The 19,881-nt window shown below is 38.4% G+C and carries 19 protein-coding genes and 1 pseudogene; 11 read left to right on the top strand and 9 right to left on the bottom strand.

Features of this window, described 5'->3' with window-relative positions; genetic code table 11:
* Positions 1 to 20 precede the first annotated feature (20 nt).
* Both M3182_RS13560 and ppdK read left to right on the top strand, forming a co-directional pair.
* Entirely contained in the window at positions 21 to 842 is an 822-nt protein-coding gene (locus M3182_RS13560; protein WP_251427031.1) for a pyruvate, water dikinase regulatory protein, read from the top strand.
* Positions 842 to 3,511 (top strand): pyruvate, phosphate dikinase, encoded by a 2,670-nt coding sequence (ppdK, locus tag M3182_RS13555; protein WP_251558464.1) that lies wholly within the window; start codon positions 842 to 844, stop codon positions 3,509 to 3,511. The genes M3182_RS13560 and ppdK overlap by 1 nt, the downstream gene beginning before the upstream one ends.
* A 118-nt stretch (positions 3,512 to 3,629) precedes the next feature.
* Here the strand turns inward: ppdK and M3182_RS26190 are convergent, their stop codons facing one another.
* On the bottom strand, positions 3,630 to 5,546 hold the full coding sequence (locus M3182_RS26190; protein ID WP_285868084.1) for a helix-turn-helix domain-containing protein: 1,917 nt from the start codon (positions 5,544 to 5,546) through the stop codon (positions 3,630 to 3,632).
* A gap of 253 nt (positions 5,547 to 5,799) precedes the next feature.
* Here M3182_RS26190 and M3182_RS13535 point away from each other — a divergent pair.
* The 6 genes and pseudogenes from M3182_RS13535 to M3182_RS13510 all read left to right on the top strand — a co-directional run.
* Positions 5,800 to 5,922: pseudogene (locus tag M3182_RS13535) on the top strand (biotin/lipoyl-containing protein); the annotation flags it as partial.
* A 102-nt stretch (positions 5,923 to 6,024) separates the two neighbouring features.
* Positions 6,025 to 6,162: a hypothetical protein gene (locus M3182_RS26510; protein ID WP_432806583.1), complete on the top strand. Its 138-nt coding sequence runs from the start codon at positions 6,025 to 6,027 to the stop codon at positions 6,160 to 6,162.
* Positions 6,163 to 6,245: 83 nt separating this feature from the next.
* Positions 6,246 to 6,530, top strand: a complete 285-nt coding sequence (locus M3182_RS13525) for a hypothetical protein (RefSeq protein WP_432806706.1) — start codon at positions 6,246 to 6,248, stop codon at positions 6,528 to 6,530.
* 37 nt (positions 6,531 to 6,567) lie between these two features.
* Complete coding sequence (locus M3182_RS13520) at positions 6,568 to 8,124, top strand: acyl-CoA carboxylase subunit beta (protein ID WP_251558462.1); 1,557 nt, start codon at positions 6,568 to 6,570, stop codon at positions 8,122 to 8,124.
* Positions 8,125 to 8,163: 39 nt separating this feature from the next.
* A complete protein-coding gene (locus M3182_RS13515; RefSeq protein ID WP_251427046.1) occupies positions 8,164 to 8,487 on the top strand; it encodes an AMP-binding protein in 324 nt (107 codons plus the stop codon).
* Between the two features lie 77 nt (positions 8,488 to 8,564).
* A complete protein-coding gene (locus tag M3182_RS13510; protein WP_251427048.1) occupies positions 8,565 to 9,002 on the top strand; it encodes an AMP-binding enzyme in 438 nt (145 codons plus the stop codon).
* Positions 9,003 to 9,082: 80 nt separating this feature from the next.
* Here the strand turns inward: M3182_RS13510 and M3182_RS13505 are convergent, their stop codons facing one another.
* Positions 9,083 to 9,652, bottom strand: a complete 570-nt coding sequence (locus M3182_RS13505; RefSeq protein ID WP_251558459.1) for a GNAT family N-acetyltransferase — start codon at positions 9,650 to 9,652, stop codon at positions 9,083 to 9,085.
* Positions 9,653 to 10,222: 570 nt separating this feature from the next.
* Here M3182_RS13505 and M3182_RS13500 point away from each other — a divergent pair.
* Positions 10,223 to 10,933 (top strand): polysaccharide deacetylase family protein, encoded by a 711-nt coding sequence (locus M3182_RS13500; protein WP_251427055.1) that lies wholly within the window; start codon positions 10,223 to 10,225, stop codon positions 10,931 to 10,933.
* A gap of 241 nt (positions 10,934 to 11,174) precedes the next feature.
* Positions 11,175 to 11,831, top strand: a complete 657-nt coding sequence (gene yknW, locus M3182_RS13495; protein ID WP_251558457.1) for a YknW family membrane protein — start codon at positions 11,175 to 11,177, stop codon at positions 11,829 to 11,831.
* Between the two features lie 314 nt (positions 11,832 to 12,145).
* Here yknW and M3182_RS13490 read toward each other — a convergent pair whose 3' ends face one another.
* Both M3182_RS13490 and guaC read right to left on the bottom strand, forming a co-directional pair.
* Positions 12,146 to 12,976, bottom strand: coding sequence for a S1C family serine protease (locus M3182_RS13490; RefSeq protein WP_251558456.1), 831 nt, complete (start codon positions 12,974 to 12,976; stop codon positions 12,146 to 12,148).
* A gap of 522 nt (positions 12,977 to 13,498) precedes the next feature.
* Complete coding sequence (gene guaC, locus M3182_RS13485; protein ID WP_251427063.1) at positions 13,499 to 14,482, bottom strand: GMP reductase; 984 nt, start codon at positions 14,480 to 14,482, stop codon at positions 13,499 to 13,501.
* Positions 14,483 to 14,806: 324 nt separating this feature from the next.
* Here guaC and M3182_RS13480 point away from each other — a divergent pair, with 324 nt between their 5' ends.
* On the top strand, positions 14,807 to 14,962 hold the full coding sequence (locus M3182_RS13480; RefSeq protein WP_251427066.1) for a hypothetical protein: 156 nt from the start codon (positions 14,807 to 14,809) through the stop codon (positions 14,960 to 14,962).
* Positions 14,963 to 15,013: 51 nt separating this feature from the next.
* Here M3182_RS13480 and M3182_RS13475 read toward each other — a convergent pair whose 3' ends face one another.
* The 5 genes from M3182_RS13475 to M3182_RS13455 form a co-directional block, all read right to left on the bottom strand.
* Positions 15,014 to 15,640 (bottom strand): FMN-dependent NADH-azoreductase, encoded by a 627-nt coding sequence (locus tag M3182_RS13475; RefSeq protein ID WP_251427069.1) that lies wholly within the window; start codon positions 15,638 to 15,640, stop codon positions 15,014 to 15,016.
* Between the two features lie 203 nt (positions 15,641 to 15,843).
* Positions 15,844 to 16,278, bottom strand: a complete 435-nt coding sequence (locus M3182_RS13470) for a MarR family winged helix-turn-helix transcriptional regulator (RefSeq protein ID WP_251427072.1) — start codon at positions 16,276 to 16,278, stop codon at positions 15,844 to 15,846.
* A gap of 229 nt (positions 16,279 to 16,507) precedes the next feature.
* On the bottom strand, positions 16,508 to 17,701 hold the full coding sequence (locus tag M3182_RS13465; protein ID WP_251558454.1) for a chromate transporter: 1,194 nt from the start codon (positions 17,699 to 17,701) through the stop codon (positions 16,508 to 16,510).
* A gap of 16 nt (positions 17,702 to 17,717) precedes the next feature.
* Complete coding sequence (locus tag M3182_RS13460) at positions 17,718 to 18,026, bottom strand: PadR family transcriptional regulator (protein ID WP_251427078.1); 309 nt, start codon at positions 18,024 to 18,026, stop codon at positions 17,718 to 17,720.
* 196 nt (positions 18,027 to 18,222) lie between these two features.
* The gene (locus tag M3182_RS13455; protein ID WP_251427080.1) at positions 18,223 to 19,776 is read right to left on the bottom strand and encodes a multicopper oxidase family protein; all 1,554 of its coding nucleotides are present in this window, start codon (positions 19,774 to 19,776) and stop codon (positions 18,223 to 18,225) included.
* Positions 19,777 to 19,881: the final 105 nt, after the last annotated feature.

Genomic DNA, 19,881 nt, shown 5'->3' with positions numbered 1-19,881 from the left:
AGATTGGAAGTGAGAGACCTTTGGGAAAGAAGGAAATAGTTTATGTTGTTTCGGATTCTGTGGGGGAAACCGCCGAGTTTGTAGTCAAAGCTGTTGCCACTCAATTTAACGGAGGAAGTATCGACATTAGGAGAAATTCTTATGTAGAGGATGTAGAGGATATTGAGGATGTTCTCATTTTAGCTAGACAACACAATCATTCAATTGTCGCTTATACAATTGTTATCCCTCATTTAAAAGAATATATGGATCGACGGGCAGCTGAAGAAGGGATCGTCGCGGTGGATTTGTTAAATCCATTGATGAATGCATTTGAACAAAAATTTGAAAAGCCACCAAATCAACAGCCGGGACTAATGAGAAAACTAGATGACGATTATTTCCGGAAAATTGAAGCGATTGAGTTCGCAGTAAAATATGATGATGGTCGGGACCCGCGTGGAATTATCCGCTCTGATATTGTCCTGATTGGAGTTTCACGTACTTCAAAGACACCGCTTTCGATGTATTTGGCGCATAAAAGGTACAAGGTGGCAAACGTACCCTTAGTTCCGGAAGTAAAACCACCTGAAGAGCTATTTAATGTGCCAAGGAGCAAATGTGTCGGGTTAATTATTTCTCCTGATAAACTCAATGAAATTCGTAAAGAACGACTAAAAGCTCTTGGTCTAACTTCTCAAGCTAACTATGCTAGCTTTGAACGTATTTTAGAGGAACTGGACTATGCTGAAAAAATTATGAAGCGGGTAGGGTGTCCTGTTATTAATGTTTCGAATAAAGCGGTGGAAGAAACAGCAAGTCAAATTTTAGACATTCTGAAAAGTGAGAGGAGCTTTACATAATGAAAAAATTTGTATATTTGTTCAATGAAGGAAATAGTGAGATGCGGAATCTTCTTGGAGGGAAAGGTGCTAACTTAGCAGAAATGACTAAAATTGGATTGCCAGTACCTTTTGGTTTTACGATTTCTACAGAAGCGTGCAACGCTTACTATGAAAATAATCAAAGTATTTCATCGGAGATTCAGAATCAAGTTTTACAAGCTCTTTCCGAATTGGAAGCTGAAACGGGGAAAAAGCTAGGAAATCCAGCAAACCCGTTATTGGTTTCGGTCCGCTCAGGTGCCGTATTTTCAATGCCAGGGATGATGGATACCATTTTAAACTTAGGTATGAATGATGAAACAGTTGAAGGAATGGCAACACTGACAAACAACCCACGCTTTGCTTACGACTCTTATCGTCGGTTTATTCAAATGTTTTCCGATGTGGTTTTAGATGTGGATACATTCTTTTTTGAGAGATTACTAGAAGAAACAAGGGAGAATAAGGGTTACAGTTCGGATCCTGAATTAACAGCAGAAGATTGGAAAGAAGTGATTGTTGGGTACAAACAAATTGTAAAAAAGCATACTCGGAAATCGTTTCCGCAAGATCCTAAGGAACAATTATTCTTGTCCATAAATGCGGTATTTGATTCATGGAATAACCAACGAGCCATCGTGTACCGACGTTTAAATAAAATTCCTGGTCATCTTGGAACTGCTGTAAATATCCAAAGTATGGTATTTGGAAATATGGGAAATGATTGCGGAACAGGTGTTGCGTTTACAAGGGATCCATCCACTGGGGAGAACCGTTTGTATGGTGAGTATTTGATTAATGCCCAAGGGGAAGATGTGGTTGCTGGGATTCGGACACCACAGCCTATTCATACATTAAAACAAGAAATGCCAGAAGTATATCAACAATTTTCTGATACTTGTAAAGTGTTAGAGCAGCATTATCGTGATATGCAGGATATCGAATTCACGGTTGAACGTGGGCAACTGTTTATCCTCCAGACGCGAAACGGAAAACGGACTGCCCAGGCAGCAATACGTGTTGCGGTTGAAATGGTAAAAGAAGGAATTATTAACAAAGATGAAGCTTTGTTGCGTGTTGACCCAGATCAGTTGAACCAATTATTGCACCGCCGAATTGACGATAAATTCGAACGGACCCAGCTTGCCAAAGGACTTCCGGCATCTCCTGGCGCGGCGACAGGATCGGTCGTTTTTGATGCAGATGAGGCGGAAATTCTAGCGAAAGATGGAAAAAAAGTCATTCTTGTACGTCCGGAAACGACTCCTGATGATATTCACGGGATTGTAGCTTCTCAGGCGGTAATCACAAGTCGTGGCGGGATGACAAGTCACGCTGCGGTCGTTGCTCGTGGCATGGGGAAAGCATGTATTTGTGGCTGTGAAGCAATCAAGATTGATTTAGCTGCGAAGGAATTTTACGTTGGGGAAAGTGTTGTTAAGGAAGGGGATATTATTACGATTGATGGTGGCACTGGAGAAGTAATGTTGGGAGAAATTCCAATGATCGAACCGGAGCTATCTAATGAATTTCAACAGTTATTAGTTTGGGCAGATGAGGTTCGTCAACTTGGTGTTCGAACAAATGCAGATAATCCTGAAGACTCTCAGAAAGCACGGGAATTTGGTGCGGAAGGTATTGGGCTTTGCCGAACTGAGCATATGTTTATGGATCCAACACGGGTACCACTTGTTCAAGAAATGATTTTGGCGGAAAATTATGATGAGCGTCAAATTGCCCTTTCAAAGTTGCTACCATTGCAGCAAGGGGATTTTGAAGGGATTTTAGAAGCAATGCAAGGCTTTCCAGTTACGATTCGTTTACTTGATCCACCGCTTCATGAATTCCTTCCGGATAAAGAGGAATTGATTGTTGAGTGTACAAAGTTGCAGATAACAAACCCGAATTCTGAAGAGTTAAAAGCGAAAGAACTGTTATTGAAAAAGGTGCGCCAGTTAGATGAATTTAATCCAATGCTAGGGCACCGTGGTTGCCGCCTTGGAATGATCTATCCAGAGATTTATGAAATGCAAGCAAAAGCCATATTCTATGCTGTTGCAACATTAGCAGACAAGGGAGTCGAGGCAAAACCAGAAATCATGATTCCACTCGTTGGACATGTAAATGAGTTGAAGCAAATGCGCCAGCTTGTCATTGATGCAGCTAATTTAGTAAAAGAAGAAACTGGTAGAGAGTTCGTCTATACGGTTGGGACGATGGTTGAAGTTCCACGTGCGGCACTCACTGCAGACCAAATTGCTGAAGAAGCCGATTTCTTCTCATTTGGAACGAATGATTTAACGCAAACAACCTTTGGCTATAGCCGCGATGATGCGGAAGGGAAATTCCTTCAAGCGTATATTGAAAATAAAGTGTTACCTGATAATCCATTTGCGGTCCTTGATCGGGAAGGGGTTGGTAAGCTTGTTGAAACAGGAGTTAGGCTTGGACGCCAAACAAAACCTGAATTGAAAACAGGGATTTGTGGGGAACATGGTGGGGAAAAGAGTTCAATAGAATTCTGTTACCAAACTGGCTTAGATTATGTGAGCTGCTCACCTTATCGTGTTCCAATCGCGCGACTAGCAGCAGCACAAGCGACGATTCGGTTTAGTGAGAAAGATGTGGAGACTTTAGTGGTGAAATAAGAAACTATAGTTCTGTAATAAAGGTAACAACCCTATGTTTTAACAAGGGATGTTACCTTTTTTTTATAGTTTAATAGCTTTTACTAGATTGTATTTCTTTCGCAAGTATCCAAAGTATTCAGATATAGGTTGACCGTAAATGGCAGGCTAGCTGGATTTTTAACAAAGCTTCAGAATCTTGTAGTGATATGTCTAGGATATCTTCAATTCTTTTTAACCTTTGATAGAGCGTGTTGATATGGATATGCAATGTTTCCGCTGTTGTAGTTGCCGACCTATTGTTATTAATATAGGTGGTTAGAGTGAGTTCGAGCTCACTATGTTTAAACTTGGGTGCATTTAACGGCGAGAAGATCTCCTCAATAAACTGCTCTAGTTCTTCTTGTGAATGGTTAATGAATAATCGGTTTATTCCAATCTCGGCATAATCAATCATCCCTGGTGTTTTACAAGAGAGTAAATAGCTTAACGCTTTCGTCGCTTCATTGTGAGTGCGGTTAATAGACTTTTTTCCTTTATACAATCTCCCTACTCCAGCGTACAAATGAATACTTTCACTCTCCTGCCAATCGGTTAAAATGGATTTTAACAGTTTCATCACCTTAGGTTTATCTGAAGGGGTTTCGAGTGAAAAAAGAAGGAAGACCTTGTTGTGATTTCCAAATACGATTTTGCCTTTTTCAGAGACTTTTTGTTTAATTGTCCAAACAAAATGATGGACTTTTGTTTCTAATACTTGTAAATCATGAAACTTTGAAAATTCGATGATAAGTCGAATTTGCTCTGCATCAAGTGTTTCAACTTCAAGCAATGTTTTAGCAATAATATCAAGCTTATCGCGATTATCTGTAAGGATTTGTTTTGCACGAGCATAGCTTTCTTTAATAATGCGTTGAATTTCCAAATCTATTTCATCAAGAATCATATGGTCAAGTTGACTTAATGGAGGGTCCCCGGTTACTACTAAACAAGCTGAGCAGCCATTTCCGACTAGGATTGGATAAATATAAAAGGATTTTTTATCTGGTGCATATAGGTCAACATAAATGGGTTGCTTACGATCACTCAACATCTTGGATAATTCATCAAATGTGAAATATCGCTGGTCTCTTTTGGGATAAGATTCCTCTTCGAGTAAATCCACGAAAACTACGGTTGGTTTAATCATCCGGTTTAGCTCTTTCGCAATGCTGCCGACTTCTTTGTTTTGTAGTGAGAGCTTTGTTAAGGTGGCATGTACTTCATTTCGGCGTACAAGTACTTGATTCTTTCGCTTAATTTCAGAGAATAATTGTGCATTTTCATACGCAATAGCGATTTGAGCTGTTAGACCTTTCAAAAGCTTTAAATCCCAATCGGTTAGTTCACGAGCATGACCATTTTGATGAAAACTTAATACCCCACTAATTTCATTATGAAATTTTACTGGTACGGTTACTGATGCTTTTACCCAATCCTTATGAAAAAAAGCAGCTAAAAGTAGTTCTGAATTCCTTTTGCTCGTACCTTTCATTGCCTCATTAGCCTTTCGGAAGGAATGAAAAATTCTTGTTTTCCCATCCCGGAAGGTTTTTCCTGTCACAGATTCTCCGATTTTATATTGAACCTGCAGAATTTCACTTTTCCAACCACGATAAGCTTTGCATACCAAACGGTCTATAGCAGGGTCGTACACCCAAAAAGCAGATGTATTCGCTCCGGGTATAACTGCAGCTACGCTATCAAGTATGTTTCTTAGAAGTTCATCTATGTCGAGAAGAGAGGTAATATTTTGTGCCCCTTCTATTAACTTTTCCAATTCAACATTTTTACTGTTCATTGCTGCGTTGGTATAAAGCGGATACAAAAGGTGGTAAAGGAGATCAATCGTATCCTGAGTAAAAGGTTGGTTGCCATCTTGATAGACTATCCTTACTTTAAAATCGAGAGGATAGGTGAAGGTCAACTCTGATTGTTCAGAAATGGAGAATGATGGTGTAGATGGTTGACCAATATTGACAGGGATTCTAGGTTGGGAGCCCTTAACATAGACCAAACACCACTCATGATGTAGAGAATTGAAAAACCAGATTTGATAGCTAGACACTCCCATATTCTTTGTATGTTATAATAAGATAGATTTATATTGTCTGAATATTTAGTATTCATTGAGAGTATAGTAAACAGGTAAAATGAAGACAACGTAGTTTTCACTATTATTTTGATTGTCATTATGAAGTATTTTACATGGAGGTATACAAAAGTGATTAAAGATTCACTAGTCCATTCTTTCCTAGAGGTGTTGTTGAATGATGCAGTTATTGGCTTCAATGGCTGGGAATGTTTTTAAAGTACTAGTCAAAGCAGGTGACAGTGTAAGTAAAGGGGAGGATGTAGTCATTTTGGAATCAATGAAAATGGAGATTCCTATTAGACCTAACACATATATTAGAGGTCACTCCTCCAGATTGTCCTAATGTTGAAATCGAGATGGAAATGTAAGCCTAATTGTTTACACTTATGGATCTACAGGGTTGCCAAAAGGTGCAATGTTAACGTATCGTAATGCCTTATATAAAACACAATGGTCTCTGAAGTTCGAAAATTCAATAATTCGGCCGTATTGTCTTCGGTCATGCCAATTTGCCATATCGCTGGAATGCTTGGAATGAATGTCGGCATTTTTTCTGGGGGAGCGATTGTGCTACTTAATGTTTTTCTCCAGAAGCGACTATTGAGGTAATTCAACGTCATCATGTTACGGTCACAGACGGTCGTTCCAATGAATGTAGCAATCATGAATCATCCAGATGCTAGAAAGTATGATTTTCGATCCTTAAGAATGAACTCGTGCACGAGCTTTGGGATTCAATTAACGGAGGAAATTTCCGATAGGTGGAAGGGGTTAACTGGTGTTGGGTTATTTGAATTAGCTTATGGTCTAAGTGAAACACATACAGCGGATACAATGATAGATCCGAATGCTGTTAAATTTGGAACTATGAGAAAACCAATAAAAGGAACAGAAATAAAGAGATAGCTGAAAAAATACTAGATTTCTAGGAGGGAATGTCTACATGAGTTGGGAACCGGAAATAAAAGAACTGCGGTATCGTGAAGAATTAGCTCGTAAAATGGGTGGGGAGGAAAGAGTTAGTAAGCATAAGTCATTTGGCAAGCTTACGGTAAGAGAAAGAATTGATGGTTTGCTAGATGAAGGAACGTTTCATGAGACGGGCGCAATAGCGGGGAAAGCTAGATATGATGAGGATGGAAATTTGATCGATTTTACTCCTGCAAACTTTATTCTTGGGACTGGTCGAGTAAATGGTAGAAAGGTTGTAGTAGGCGGCGATGATTTTACGGTTCGCGGTGGAGCAGCAGATGGTGCCATACATGGGAAACAAGTGTATGCCGAACGTTTAGCTCATGACTTGCAACTACCAATTATTCGGCTCGTGGATGGAACTGGTGGTGGAGGGAGTGTGAAAACGCTGGATTCGAGTGGTCATACTTATATTCCTGTAAATCCTGCATGGGATTTGGTTGTTGCGAATATGGAGCGGGTCCCTGTAGTTGCTGCTTGTATGGGATCTGTTGCGGGGTTAGGTGCAGCCCGAGTGGCAGCATCTCATTTTTCAGTAATGGTAGAGGATACGTCACAATTATTTGTAGCAGGTCCACCTGTTGTCAAATATGGGATGGGGCAAGATTTGACGAAGGAGGAATTAGGGGGAATTCAAGTCCATCGTTCGAGTGGAGCAGTCGATAATGTTGCAAAATCAGAAGAGGATGCATTTGAACAAATTCGAGCGTTTTTATCCTATCTTCCATCGAATGTATGGCAGTTACCTTCGATTGCTCAAGTAGAGGATGACCCCAATCGTCGTGAGGAAAACTTGATTAATTTTATCCCGAGAAATCGTCGGTCTCCTTATAAAATTCGTGAGTTATTGCCGATGTTGTTTGACCATAATTCTATTTTTGAAATGGGCCGGTATTACGGTGGCGGTACGGTTACATGCTTGGCTCGTTTAAATGGTCACCCTGTTGGTGTATTGGCACCAGATCCATTTGTAAATGGGGGAGGACTAACTGCTGAGAGTTCTGAAAAGTTAGAATGTTTTGTGGATATGTGTCAAACGTTTCACCTTCCAATCGTTAATCTTGTAGACCAACCTGGAATGGTGATTGGGTTGCCTCATGAAAAGAAAGGAACAATTCGAAAAGGGGTGCGTGCTATTTCAGCAGTATACCAAGCAAAGATTCCAATGATTGAAATTATTATGAGGCGTGTATTTGGGGTTGGTGGTGCTGGGATGTCAAATGGTCATGGATTGAATCAACGATATGCTTGGCCATCAGGCGATTGGGGTTCTTTACCAGTCGAGGGTGGTGTTCATGTTGCTTATCGGAGGGAACTTGAAGCGAGTGAGGATCCTGAAGCACTATTAAAAGACCTACTAGAGCGAATGGAGTCAATTCGTTCGCCGTTCCGAACTGCTGAAGCTTTTGGTGTGGAGGAGATTATCGACCCAAGGGATTCAAGACCTCTCTTATGTGAATGGGTAAAGGATGCCTATGAGCTCCTTCCCCAGCAGTTAGGACCTTCTCTACATGGTATGCGTCCGTAACCTTAACCATTTGGAAAGGAATTGTAAGGAGGGGATAATTTGGCACAAATCAGTTTGATTAATGAAATGGTCGTAAAAGAAGAAGTAGTCACCAAATGTGTAGAGCATTGGGCAGAGGTACTAGGGGACAAAACGTTTTTATATTACGGGGAATGTGATAAGAAATTAACCTATCAACAATTCAATCAAATGACTAATAGTACTGCCCATTCTTTAAATAAAAGAGGGATTGAAAAAGGAGATCGTATTTCGGTTTTTCTGAAAAATCCATATGTCACGACTATTGTTATGTTTGCCATTTGGAAATGTGGTGCCGTGTTTAGCCCTATAAATTTTAATTATCGTGGAAGGTTCCGTAAATAACATTTTAGGTTGCGTATCATTTATTTGATAGCTCAATTCCCTCTGGGCAGGTAGGACAAATTGCATTCCGTCCTCGTTTGCCTCATTTGATTCTAACAGAATACTTTAATAAGCCTGAATCTACAACCAAGGCGTTTAAAAACTTATGGTTCCATTCAGGGGATGCAGGGTATCTCGGTGAGGATGGTTATTATTATTGCGTTGACCGGATGGGAGGCGTGATTCGGTGTCGAGGTGAAAAGATTTCTTCGTATCAGTTAGAAGATATCATTACGAGCCATCCGGAAATTGATTTTTGTGCCGCATTCCCAGTTCCAGCAGAAGTAGGTGTCGAAGACGATGTCGCTATCTATGTAGTGAAAAAAACGGAAGCTTCAATTGATGAAGAAGAGCTTAGAGAGTGGGCAAAAGATCAAATGCCAAAATACATGTGGCCTAAGCATATCCGCTTTACCACCGCTTTACCGCGGACCCCAACAAACAAGATTGAAAAATATAAACTACGCAAAGAATAAATGCAGGAACTTCAGAGTGAAGAAGTAATATAGAAAATTTCCAGTACCCAAACTGAGATAGTTTGGGTGCTTTTTGAAATTCATTGTGATTCACAACAATCCTCACTTAATATCGAAAATATATTTATATCCTGGTAACGGCCTTTTAAAAACTGGCTTTTTCTTAATGTTCCTTCAAAGGTCATCCCCACTTTTTCTAATACCTTTTGGGAAGCAATGTTTTCTTTAAAGGTTCGAGCTTCAATTCGTGTTAACTGTAGTGTTTGGAAGCCGAATTTAATTATTTCTGCTGCAGCCTCGGACATAATTCCTTTGCCCCAATAACAATCTGAAAGGAGGTAGGCGATTTCAGCTTTATTATGAATGAGATCCAATGAAACAAATTCAATGGTGCCAATGAGGGTTTGCGTTTCTTTTAATTCAACTCCCCAAAAAAGCTTTTTTTGAATGTGATATTGTTCTAATACGTAATCAATAAACTTTCGTGTATCTTCAATTGACTTGTGGGTAGGAAATGGTATATATTTGGTAACTTTTTTAGAAGTAGTATAAGCATGCATATCCGCTAAATCTTTAAACGAAATTTTCCTTAGCCGAAGGCGATCTGTTTCCAATTGAGGATGTAAAGCAAAAGCTTCTTTAATATCCAACCTTACCTACCTCCAATCAGTGGATGATCTCTAAAATAACTCACAACACGAATGTGTAATGCATTAAGTTTAGGATAAAGCAAAAATGATTTCAATACTACGCGATGTTTCCAAATTCCTGGATGGTGCCTGGCACCATCCAGGAATTTCCATTAACTGTTGGGTAATCTTTCCACGTGATCTTTTCTTTGATATGATGGACGAAGGTTGAATATCATAGTTTAAGAGAATGAGAATAATCCTAGCGGGTGAGGATATTGTCAATGTTAAGATTGTTTCAATAGGGGGATTATATTCTTCTAACAACTATTATCGAAGAAAAAAGTTGCGGTTGTTTTTTCAGGTTTGATGATAATGGGAGCCTTTGTTCTTTTAACTCAACCCTATTTTAGTTATGTAGAAGTAAACAAAATAGCAAAAAGAATGCTATGACCAGGGTGCCAACTATTGAAAAGTCCGGAGTGGAGATTGTTTACTTTCATTGTAATCTAGAGTGAACATAGAAGGAGTTCGTTTAGAAACTAAATTGGTAGGAATTCCTTAGCTGATATAAGTTATACGGAGGAATGGATGAAAAAATTTATCATTATAAGTAGTATTATTTTTTTATTTATTATAATAGGATATGGATTATTTCAGCTGTCAAAGTCCCGAACTTTTCAACTGTTTGGTGGGCTAGTTACTAACGTGGATACAACAGAAAAACTTGTAGCCCTAACCTTTGATGATGGACCTGGAATTAGAACGAATGAAATTTTAACAATATTAGAAGAGGAAGATGTAAAGGCTACGTTCTATTTAACAGGAAGTGAAATTGATGAACAGCCTGAAGCAGCAGCAAAGATTGCCCAAAAAGGTCATGAAATCGGCAACCATTCGTATTCACATCAACGAATGGTGTTAAAATCACCGACATTTATTAAAGAGGAAATTGAGAAAACAGATGAATTGATTCGACAGACAGGATATACTGGAGAAATTCACTTTCGACCACCTTTTGGGAAACGATTGCTCTTTCTTCCATATTATTTATCACAAAATGACCGGAAAACAATACTTTGGGATGTGGAACCTGAGACGTATCCAGACATAGCTGCTGATGCCAATAAGATTGCCGATCATGTCATCAATCATGTCAAACCAGGATCGATCGTATTGCTTCATGTGATGTATGAAAGTCGGCAGGAATCGATTGATGCGGTGAGAGAGATCATCATTGGTTTAAGAGCTGAAGGCTATAAAGTTACCACAATTTCAGAATTACTTGAATATAAGTCTTAAGAATGCTAAACCAATCTACCGACCTTTTTTTTTCGGAGGTCGGTAATTTTTTAAAATAAAAGCCAATCCCAGAAAAACATTGGAAACATAATGTCTGCACCTATTACTTAATTGGATCACAGAGAACATTTAACGTAAATATAACACGGTAAGATTCTATTAGAATGGGAAAGATTGAAACCTCTTTTGTACTTTTTCATAATCAAAGAAAAAGGAATTTGGGTAGTGAGGGGGATGAATATTGTCTGAAAAAACAAATGAACAAAAACCATCATTATGGGGAATAATTTGGAGTCCGTCTGTACAATTTGAACGGATCAAAGAGCATCCCAAGATTTGGGGACCGCTTGGAATTGTAACATTTTTATTTATAATAGGGATGTGGTTACAGTCGTTTGGTCTAGAATTGGAGCTTGAAGGATTATCGAAAGAAGAAAAGGTCATTGTCTCAGCAATTAGCACGGTCTCATTAATCCTTGCTGGGATCATATCTCCAATTTTTGGTGCGTTTATTTCAACACTCATATATCTATTAGTTGCAAAGATTGCTAATTCAAAGGTTAGCTTTAGGCAATTATTTTCAATGAATACGTATTTAATGATTATGTCTGCGCTTAGTTTAATTATAAATGGAGTAGGGTTTGCTTTGTTTGGAGGTTCAGGAGAAATCCTCTACACAAGTCTAGGCTCCATGATTTCCGCCGAAGGAGCAATGGCAGGTATTTTGAGTAGTATTGAATTGTTTAATATATGGGGAGTAATTCTGGCGGCGATCGGGTTGCATAAAGTTGCTGATTTTTCAAAGGGCCTTGCTTGGACAGTTTCCATTGTTCTTTACCTCATTGGAGTAATTATTGCAATGGTTGGTGCTGCCGCAAGTGGAGTGGTTGGTATTTAATTAAAGGTAAGAGTCGTATGGGGTTCACTTTATAAGAATTAGAGGAAGATTTCTACTTGCCATGTGCTCTGTTTACAGGTGCAGTCGAAAATTCGAGAATCAAAAAAATCACTTTGTATGTTATTAATGAGGATTTGACCATGAAGTGAGTCTTGTTGAGTCGAGGAATCCTCATTAAAGAGATATGGATAAATAAATCATTGCTATCACACTCAGTATGGTCTTAACTTTGCGGTCTTCCTGTAGGGATAACCATGATTTGTAAGGTGCCAGGCACCATCCATTTTTTTGGATGGTGCCTGGCACCTTACTTTTTATTCCAGTTCGGCTTGGGTGCTGTCTTTTAAATAATTGGAAGGTACTGCGACGCCGACTCTGTTTTTGCCATCTGGATTGCGAATAGTCGCAAAGAGGACCCCGATTACTTCCCCTGAAGAGTTGAGAACGGGGCTACCGCTATTGCCACGATAGACTGGTGCTTCGATCATCATTACAGGTGTTTCTCGATCGGATAGCGTAATTTGGCCAGTCACCCTCCCCTCGTTGGCAATTTGGGTAAAGGAAAGGGGATTGCCAATAAATAAAATCTTTTCTCCTTTTAATGTTTCCCAGTCAGCTTCAAATGACATAGGAAGAACAGGTAGGTTGCTAGATTCAATCTTGACAAGAGCATAATCCAATTCTTCATTTTTTGTTGTAACTTCTCCAAGATAACTTTCTCCTGAAGGAAAATAAACTTTCACTCGATTTGTATGGTCAACGACATGTGCATTGGTCACAATAAGACCATTTTTGCTGATATTAAATCCGGTTCCTTTAATACCATCCCACTCTATAGTAACAACTGCTTGTTTGTATTTTTTTACATTTGGATCTTTCGATAGATGATTCGAGACTTGTAAGAATTCAATTGCAGGGATATTGAATACGTTAAACCATACTTGTAACCCGCTTATGAGCATTGTGACAACTAGCAGTGAGCTTATGGTTTTAATAATGAAACTCCGACGCTTTTTGTTCCGCTCTTTTGTCCTTTCCCATTCCTCATCGTTTGCTTCGAAGCCGAGAACTTCCCATTCTTCTTCTTCAATCTGCTGCTTTGATTGGTTTTTAGGTCGTGAAGAGTTTTCGTAGTCCTTATCCATAGTTCCCCCATTATATGTTTAAGTGTCTTGTATTTAAGTATAACGTAGGCGAGTTGAAACGAACCACCTCCGGCTATGATTGCGTAGTAAATAAAAAACATCGCATTTCTCCTCTTAAAACTTTCTTTATATAGAGGCATTGTTTTACTTCAATGTGAGGTTTCTTAATAATTTTTCAATACAAAAGTTACTAAAAGAAGAAGTCAAAGCATGAATCATGGTAAAAGGCTGTTTTCGGAACGATTGTTGTTAAAACCTTAAAGCCGATTTTAACGCAGAAACCCATTTTTTGAGTTCGTACTAAGTTTGCTGGTCCTTTTCTCCCGATCTAAATAAAGTGATTTCTCATCATACTATCTTAAAAAACAACAAAGTTTGAGAAAAGAGACATATAAAAAATGCGGAATTGAACAAGAGTAGGGCATAAATCAGGGAGAAGTGAAGAGATACTCATTAAAGATGAGGATAGATGGAGAAAGCCCCGTTTAACTTTAGAAACGGGGCTTTCTTTAGATGAAATTTTTAATAAACCTTATCACCATTAAAAATGGAATTCTTTACAACAACATAATCCACATTTCGGATGGCATTTAATTTGTCTCCACCTGCATAGGAAATGGAAGACTGAAGATCTTGTTCCATTTCGGTTAAGGTCTCTTGTAATGGACCTTTGTACTCGACAAACATTTTTTTACCTTCGACGTTTTTCTTTTCACCTTTTTGGAATTCAGATGCTGATCCAAAGTATTCCTTGAAAAGCTTACCATCTTTTTCAACAGTCTCACCAGGCGATTCTTCATGACCGGCAAATAAAGAACCAATCATCACCATGGTCGCTCCAAAACGAACGGATTTTGCAATATCACCATGAGTACGAATACCACCATCAGCAATAACAGGTTTACTTGCTGCTTTAGCACACCATCTTAATGCTGCTAACTGCCAACCACCAGTTCCGAAACCAGTTTTGATTTTTGTAATACAAACCTTTCCAGGCCCAATCCCAACCTTTGTTGCGTCTGCTCCAGCATGTTCTAATTCTCTAACGGCCTCAGGAGTTCCAACATTCCCAGCAATGACAAAGCTATTAGGAAGATGTTTTTTAATATGTTTAATCATCTCGATAACTGCATTGGAGTGTCCATGCGCAATATCGATTGTAATGTATTCCGGTGTAATTTGTTCATCAGCGAGTTGCTGTACGAAGTCGTACTCTTCTGGTTTTACGCCGACACTGATAGACGCATATAAACCACGTGCATGCATGTCCTTAACAAAATCAAGGCGTTTCTCAGGTTCGAAACGATGCATGATATAAAAGTAACCATTTTCCGCTAAATAAAGAGCAATTTTTTCATCTATAATGGTTTGCATGTTTGCAGGCACAACTGGCAACTTGAAAGTGCGTCCACCTAAGGTAACGCTTGTATCACATTCAGAACGGCTATTAACCACACATTTTGCAGGAATTAATTGAATATCTTCATAATCAAATACGTTTTCCATAAATTACACCCCTAAATACGAATGTTATTTTAATGTTAAATAATTATTGTTCGGACATTACGTAATATACCTTATTTTTATCATCCTGTCAAAGTTTTTTAAAAAAAGCAGATACTAAATTGAATTTTTACCGATTGATGGAAAACATAGGACTTTGGGAAGGTAAGAAATGCATGAACGGAAAATAAATGAAATTTTTATAAAAATAACAAAAAAGGTACATAGAACTAGAAAATCATGGTATATTTGAACTATAAAAATAGTAATAACCATTTAAATAATTCGATATACCTATTGGGACTTTTTGAATAAGGGGGGATTAAAATGAAAGAGACTGAGCCAAATTATTATGATGGTCGTGACCTACAGAAATTACAAAGTTTAGCTAAAGAGAATGTGGTAAGAAAACAATATGTAAGCAAGCCAAAGGAAGTAAAAGGTGTGCTAAAATATCCGTATTTTCCTATAAAAAGTGAGTAGAATGGTAAATAAAAAAAACAGGGATAGGATCCCTGTTTTAAAAGTGATGTATTAAAACTCTTTAGCAACATTTGCTGCATCGTCAAGGCCTTTTTGGATAATCTCTTCTGCTTGATCTGGGTATTGGTTATGACCTTCAATAATAACGGAAGTGATGTCCTTAACACCCCAGAATCCAAGCATTGTATTGACATAGTTAACGGCCATTTCAGTAGCTTGGGCAGGACCTTCAGAATATACGCCGCCTCTAGCATTGAGAAGTGCTACCTTTTTATTTGGCAATAAGCCGACCGGACCTTCTGGTGTATACTTGAATGTTTTACCTGCTTGTGCAAGGTAATCCATGTAGGTGTGTAAAACAGCTGGGACAGTAAAGTTCCATAGTGGGAAAGCAAAGACCACTTTGTCAGCTTCTAGGAATTGATTTAGATATTTATTCACTAATGTAGTCGCTTCTTGCTCAGCTGAAGTTAACTCTAGTTCTCTAGCAAGTTTAAACATACCATTAATCATGTCAGTATTGTAGTATGGTAAGTTTTCTTCGAATAAATCCAGTTCTGTAATTTCGTCTTCTGGATGTGATTCTTTATAGTTTTCTAGGAATGAATAGTAAAGTTTAACACTTACTGCTTGTTCGATTGGTCTTGAATTTGCTTTAATAAATAATACTTTTGCCATGAAATAAACCTCCAAGAGTTATAGTTTTATAGTTGATATAGCACCAGTATAGGACGATGGTTATATTAGCAATTAAGGTTGTTGATTGGGCAGCATATATGGATCTTTTTTTGAAAGATTGAATCATAAATAATGAATAAAGATTTTTTCATCTGACTTTAGTTGTTGCAGCAACTTTAAATCAGAAAAAGATGAAGACGAATTTAGGTCGAATTTTCGATATTCGTCTTCATTTTTAAAAGTAATCTTTCTACCTGTAACAGTTCTTCCTTCGAAATCCCTTTGCAGACAATATCGTTGAATTCCTCAGTTATCGGGATAATTTTCCCTCCAAGTTCTTGGCCAAGAGAAGTGAGGTAAAGTCTCATTGACCGTCGATCTTCAGGGCAATGTCTTCGTTCGACAAATCCTTTCTTCTCAAGGTTTGCCGCCATTCGAGCGATATTGGTTTTATCTTTATCAAGCTTTTCACCAAGTTGATATTGTGTTAACCCATCTTGTTCCCATAGTAACATCATAATTAAATTTTGCTCAGGAGCAAGATTATAAGGTTCTAATTTTGCTTTTACATAACCAGAAAGAACTAAATCTGTTTTGTGAATTTTGATACTGATATAGTCCTGAAACGATAACTTCATTATTGTCCCTCTTAAATTAGTTGCTATACAAACTAAATTCAATTCGAATGCTAGTATAATGATTTGTCTAAACGATGTCAAATAGAAAGATTAAATAACAAGTTTAACCGTTCTATTGTTAATTGTTGAGTCGCTGAGTCAATGTCTCTTCAATGAATTTTGCCCAATAATTAATATAATATGTATGAAGTAAGTAAAAAATGGATGGTAGTACCATCCATTTTTTTACTTATATGAAACTTAATAGGTAGCCACCGATTGCTCCAGTTAATACGATAACCCATGGTGGTAATTTCCAGAATACAAGCATGCCAAATAGTATTGCTGCAAATGAAAAGTCTACTGGAGTCAGAATGGATGTTGTCCAAATAGGATGATAAAGTGCTGTAATTAAAATTCCGACAACAGCAGCATTCACTCCCATTAAGGCCGCCTTTATTTTCGGGTTTTGGCGCAAATAATTCCAAAATGGCAAAGTGCCAAGAATTAAAAGAAAAGCTGGTAAGAAAATGGCTACTGTTGCAAGGAGCCCACCTTGCCAACCATTAATTACACCCCCTATATATGCAGCGAAAGTGAATAACGGTCCTGGAACAGCCTGTGCCATTCCATAACCAGCCAAAAATTCTTCTTCACTTAACCAACCAGTTGGGACAAATTCACGCTCCAGTAAAGGGAGCACGACATGGCCGCCACCAAAAACAAGAGAACCTGAACGATAAAAACTGTCAAACATAGCAAGCCAATTAAGATTGGTTACTTCCCTCAGTAAAGGGAGGACAATTAATAAACCAAAAAAGAGGGTTAAACAGATTATTGCGAAACGCTTAGTGACGGGGAAGTGGACCTGATCTGTTTTTTCTTCTAGTGTTTGGTCACGGTAAAGGAAATATCCAACTAATCCAGCTAGTAGAATCACTCCAACTTGAGTAAATGCAGTTTGCCAAAGAAGCGTGACTACCACTGCCATTAAGGCCAAAGATTTACGTTGTAAGTCTGGAGTTAAATTTTTTGCCATTCCTAATATCGCATGAGCGACGACAACAACTGCGACAATTTTCAAGCCTTGTAACCAACCAGCATCTGTAATACCAAAATTATGGAGAAAGATTGCAAATAAGATTAAAACGATGACAGATGGAAGTGTAAATCCTATAAATGACACTATTCCACCTAAGACACCAGCTCGCATTACTCCGATGCCAATCCCAACTTGGCTACTTGCAGGTCCTGGGAGGAACTGGCAAAGCGCCACTAGATCGGCATAGCTTTTTTCATCCATCCATTTTCTGCGGCGGATATATTCTTCATGGAAATAGCCTAAATGGGCCACTGGACCACCAAATGAGGTTAGTCCTAATCTTGTTGAAACCATTAAGATTTCAAATAGTAATCTAAGTTTGCTTTGGTTCTGTGTTTGCATTTTTTCACCTTCTTTATTAATCTTTAATTTCTTTGAAAAGTTCATAGGCTTTTTTTCGAGCTTCTTCTAAAACCATTTCTCCCTTAGGAGTCGTTGAATAATACTTTCTGATCTTTCCGGCTACATTTTGTTCTTCTTTAACCAACAACCCATCGTGTTCCATGTTGTGTAAAATGGGATATAAAGTTCCAGAACTAATGTCATACCCATGTTCTTTTAGTTCATCATGCATCCATTGCCCAAAGATGGGGTGCTCTTTTGCATGGTGAAGAATATGGATTTGGATAAAACCTAAAAAAAGTTTACGCAATACACGCTCCTCCAAAAAACTACACCTCACTTGTTATCGATTGACGATAACGAAATTCGATATTGTGAGTTTAACAAAGGAGCTATCTATAGGCAACCCGTAAAAAGAAATCTTAACAATTCCTTTACAATGCAAGCTTATGAGAATAAAAAGCCCAACGGAAAGGTGATGATCCATTGGGTTTCACAAAATCTAAAATTTTTTAAACTGGCTATTTTTTCTTTTTTGGATCAATCACGCGGATTGGTCGCATCATATCGTAATCCTCGTGTTCTAATACATGGCAGTGCCAAACATAATTTCCTGGATAAGGGGCAAAACGGGCGATAATTCTTGTTACTTGATTTGGAGGACACCTCACCATATCTTTCCAACCACGTTCACTCGGCTTAGGTGGAGTTGCAGGTCCTGTAAAAAGAATCTGGCCATCTTGATTATAACGTTCTAGGTCAAATGGTTGCCGCTCAAGAATTTGAAATTGGATTAAGTGGATATGAATTGGATGAGTAACGTTTGTAACGTTAACCAATGACCACAACTCGGTTGATCCTAGTTTCGGATTTTCGGTCACTGGGTCACTCCATTTTTTACCATTCAATAATAATAGTGGACGACCAAATTCATCAGTGGAACCAACAAGTTTTAAATTACGGAGAGTAGAAATAGGATTCTTTTTTAGGGAAGGGATGGTGGTTATTACTTTTGGTATTCTGCTAGTATCCGGATTTTTAAGCGGAAGTTCAACTTTAAATTGCATTACATCGCCAGTTTGGTCTTCTGGGTCCGGGTCTTCTCCTAAATCGTTTTTCAAAGTAATCGTCTTCCCTTTAAAATGGGTGAAATCCAATATGAGATCAATTCTTTCACCAGGAGTCATTTCAATTTGATTTATTTTTACTGTTTTTGCTAAAAGCCCCCCATCCGTACCAATTTGGTAAAATGGCAAACCTGGGTCAAGGTAAAGAGTATAGCTACGTGTGTTTGAAGCATTTAATAATCGGAATCGATACTTTCTAGGTTCCACTTTTAAATATGGCCATACTTTTCCATTTACTAGGATTGTATCCCCAAGAAAAAATGGTCGAATGGATGGGTTTGGTAAACCATCAGAAGGGTTATCTGGCTGAGAAGGATAAAACAAAGAACCATCTGGTTGAAAAGATCGATCTGTGATGACAAGTGGTAGTTCATATTCATCTTTTGGTAATCTTAGTTTCTTTTCTTCTTCATCGCGGATAATGTACATTCCCGCGAGCCCCGAATAGACATTCAGTCTAGTTAGCCCCATGGCGTGGTCATGATACCATAAAGTGCATCCCCGTTGATGATTTGGGTACTCGTAGATTTCTTTCCTGAAAAAAGGACCTACTTGCTTAAAGTCTTTAGTATACCAAGCTTCAGGGAAACCATCACTTTCCCAAGGTGTCTCGCTACCGTGCAAATGAGTAACTGTTCGGACCTCGGGCATTGGCATGTCTCCATGACCGTGATGGATGCTCTGATCAATTGGAAGAAAATGTTTATCTGGTAATTTATTTTTCCATTTTACACGAGCTACCTCCCCACGATTAACATCAAAAGTGGGACCTGGAAATTGTCGATTGTAACCCCACAATGGTGTAGGTTGTAAATCTCGATGTAGCTTTTGAGTGAAGGGTTCCATGGATACTTCATAATAACTTGCACCATCACGATCTCTCCGAATTGGTTTTGCTTTTTTGATTATAGGGAGGGGATCAACAAATTTTTCGAGTATCGGACTCATTTTAGTCTCTCCTTTACAAATATTTCCTACAATAGACTATGAAGGAGCGAACAGTTCGGGATAGGCATTCTTGTTTTTCTGAGGTAAATTTATTTAGGTTACTGG

The organism is Mesobacillus maritimus, assembly GCF_023715205.1.
In the GTDB taxonomy this organism is placed as follows: Bacteria; Bacillota; Bacilli; order Bacillales; family Cytobacillaceae; genus Mesobacillus_B; species Mesobacillus_B maritimus_C.
This window is presented reverse-complemented; position numbering and strand designations above follow the sequence as displayed.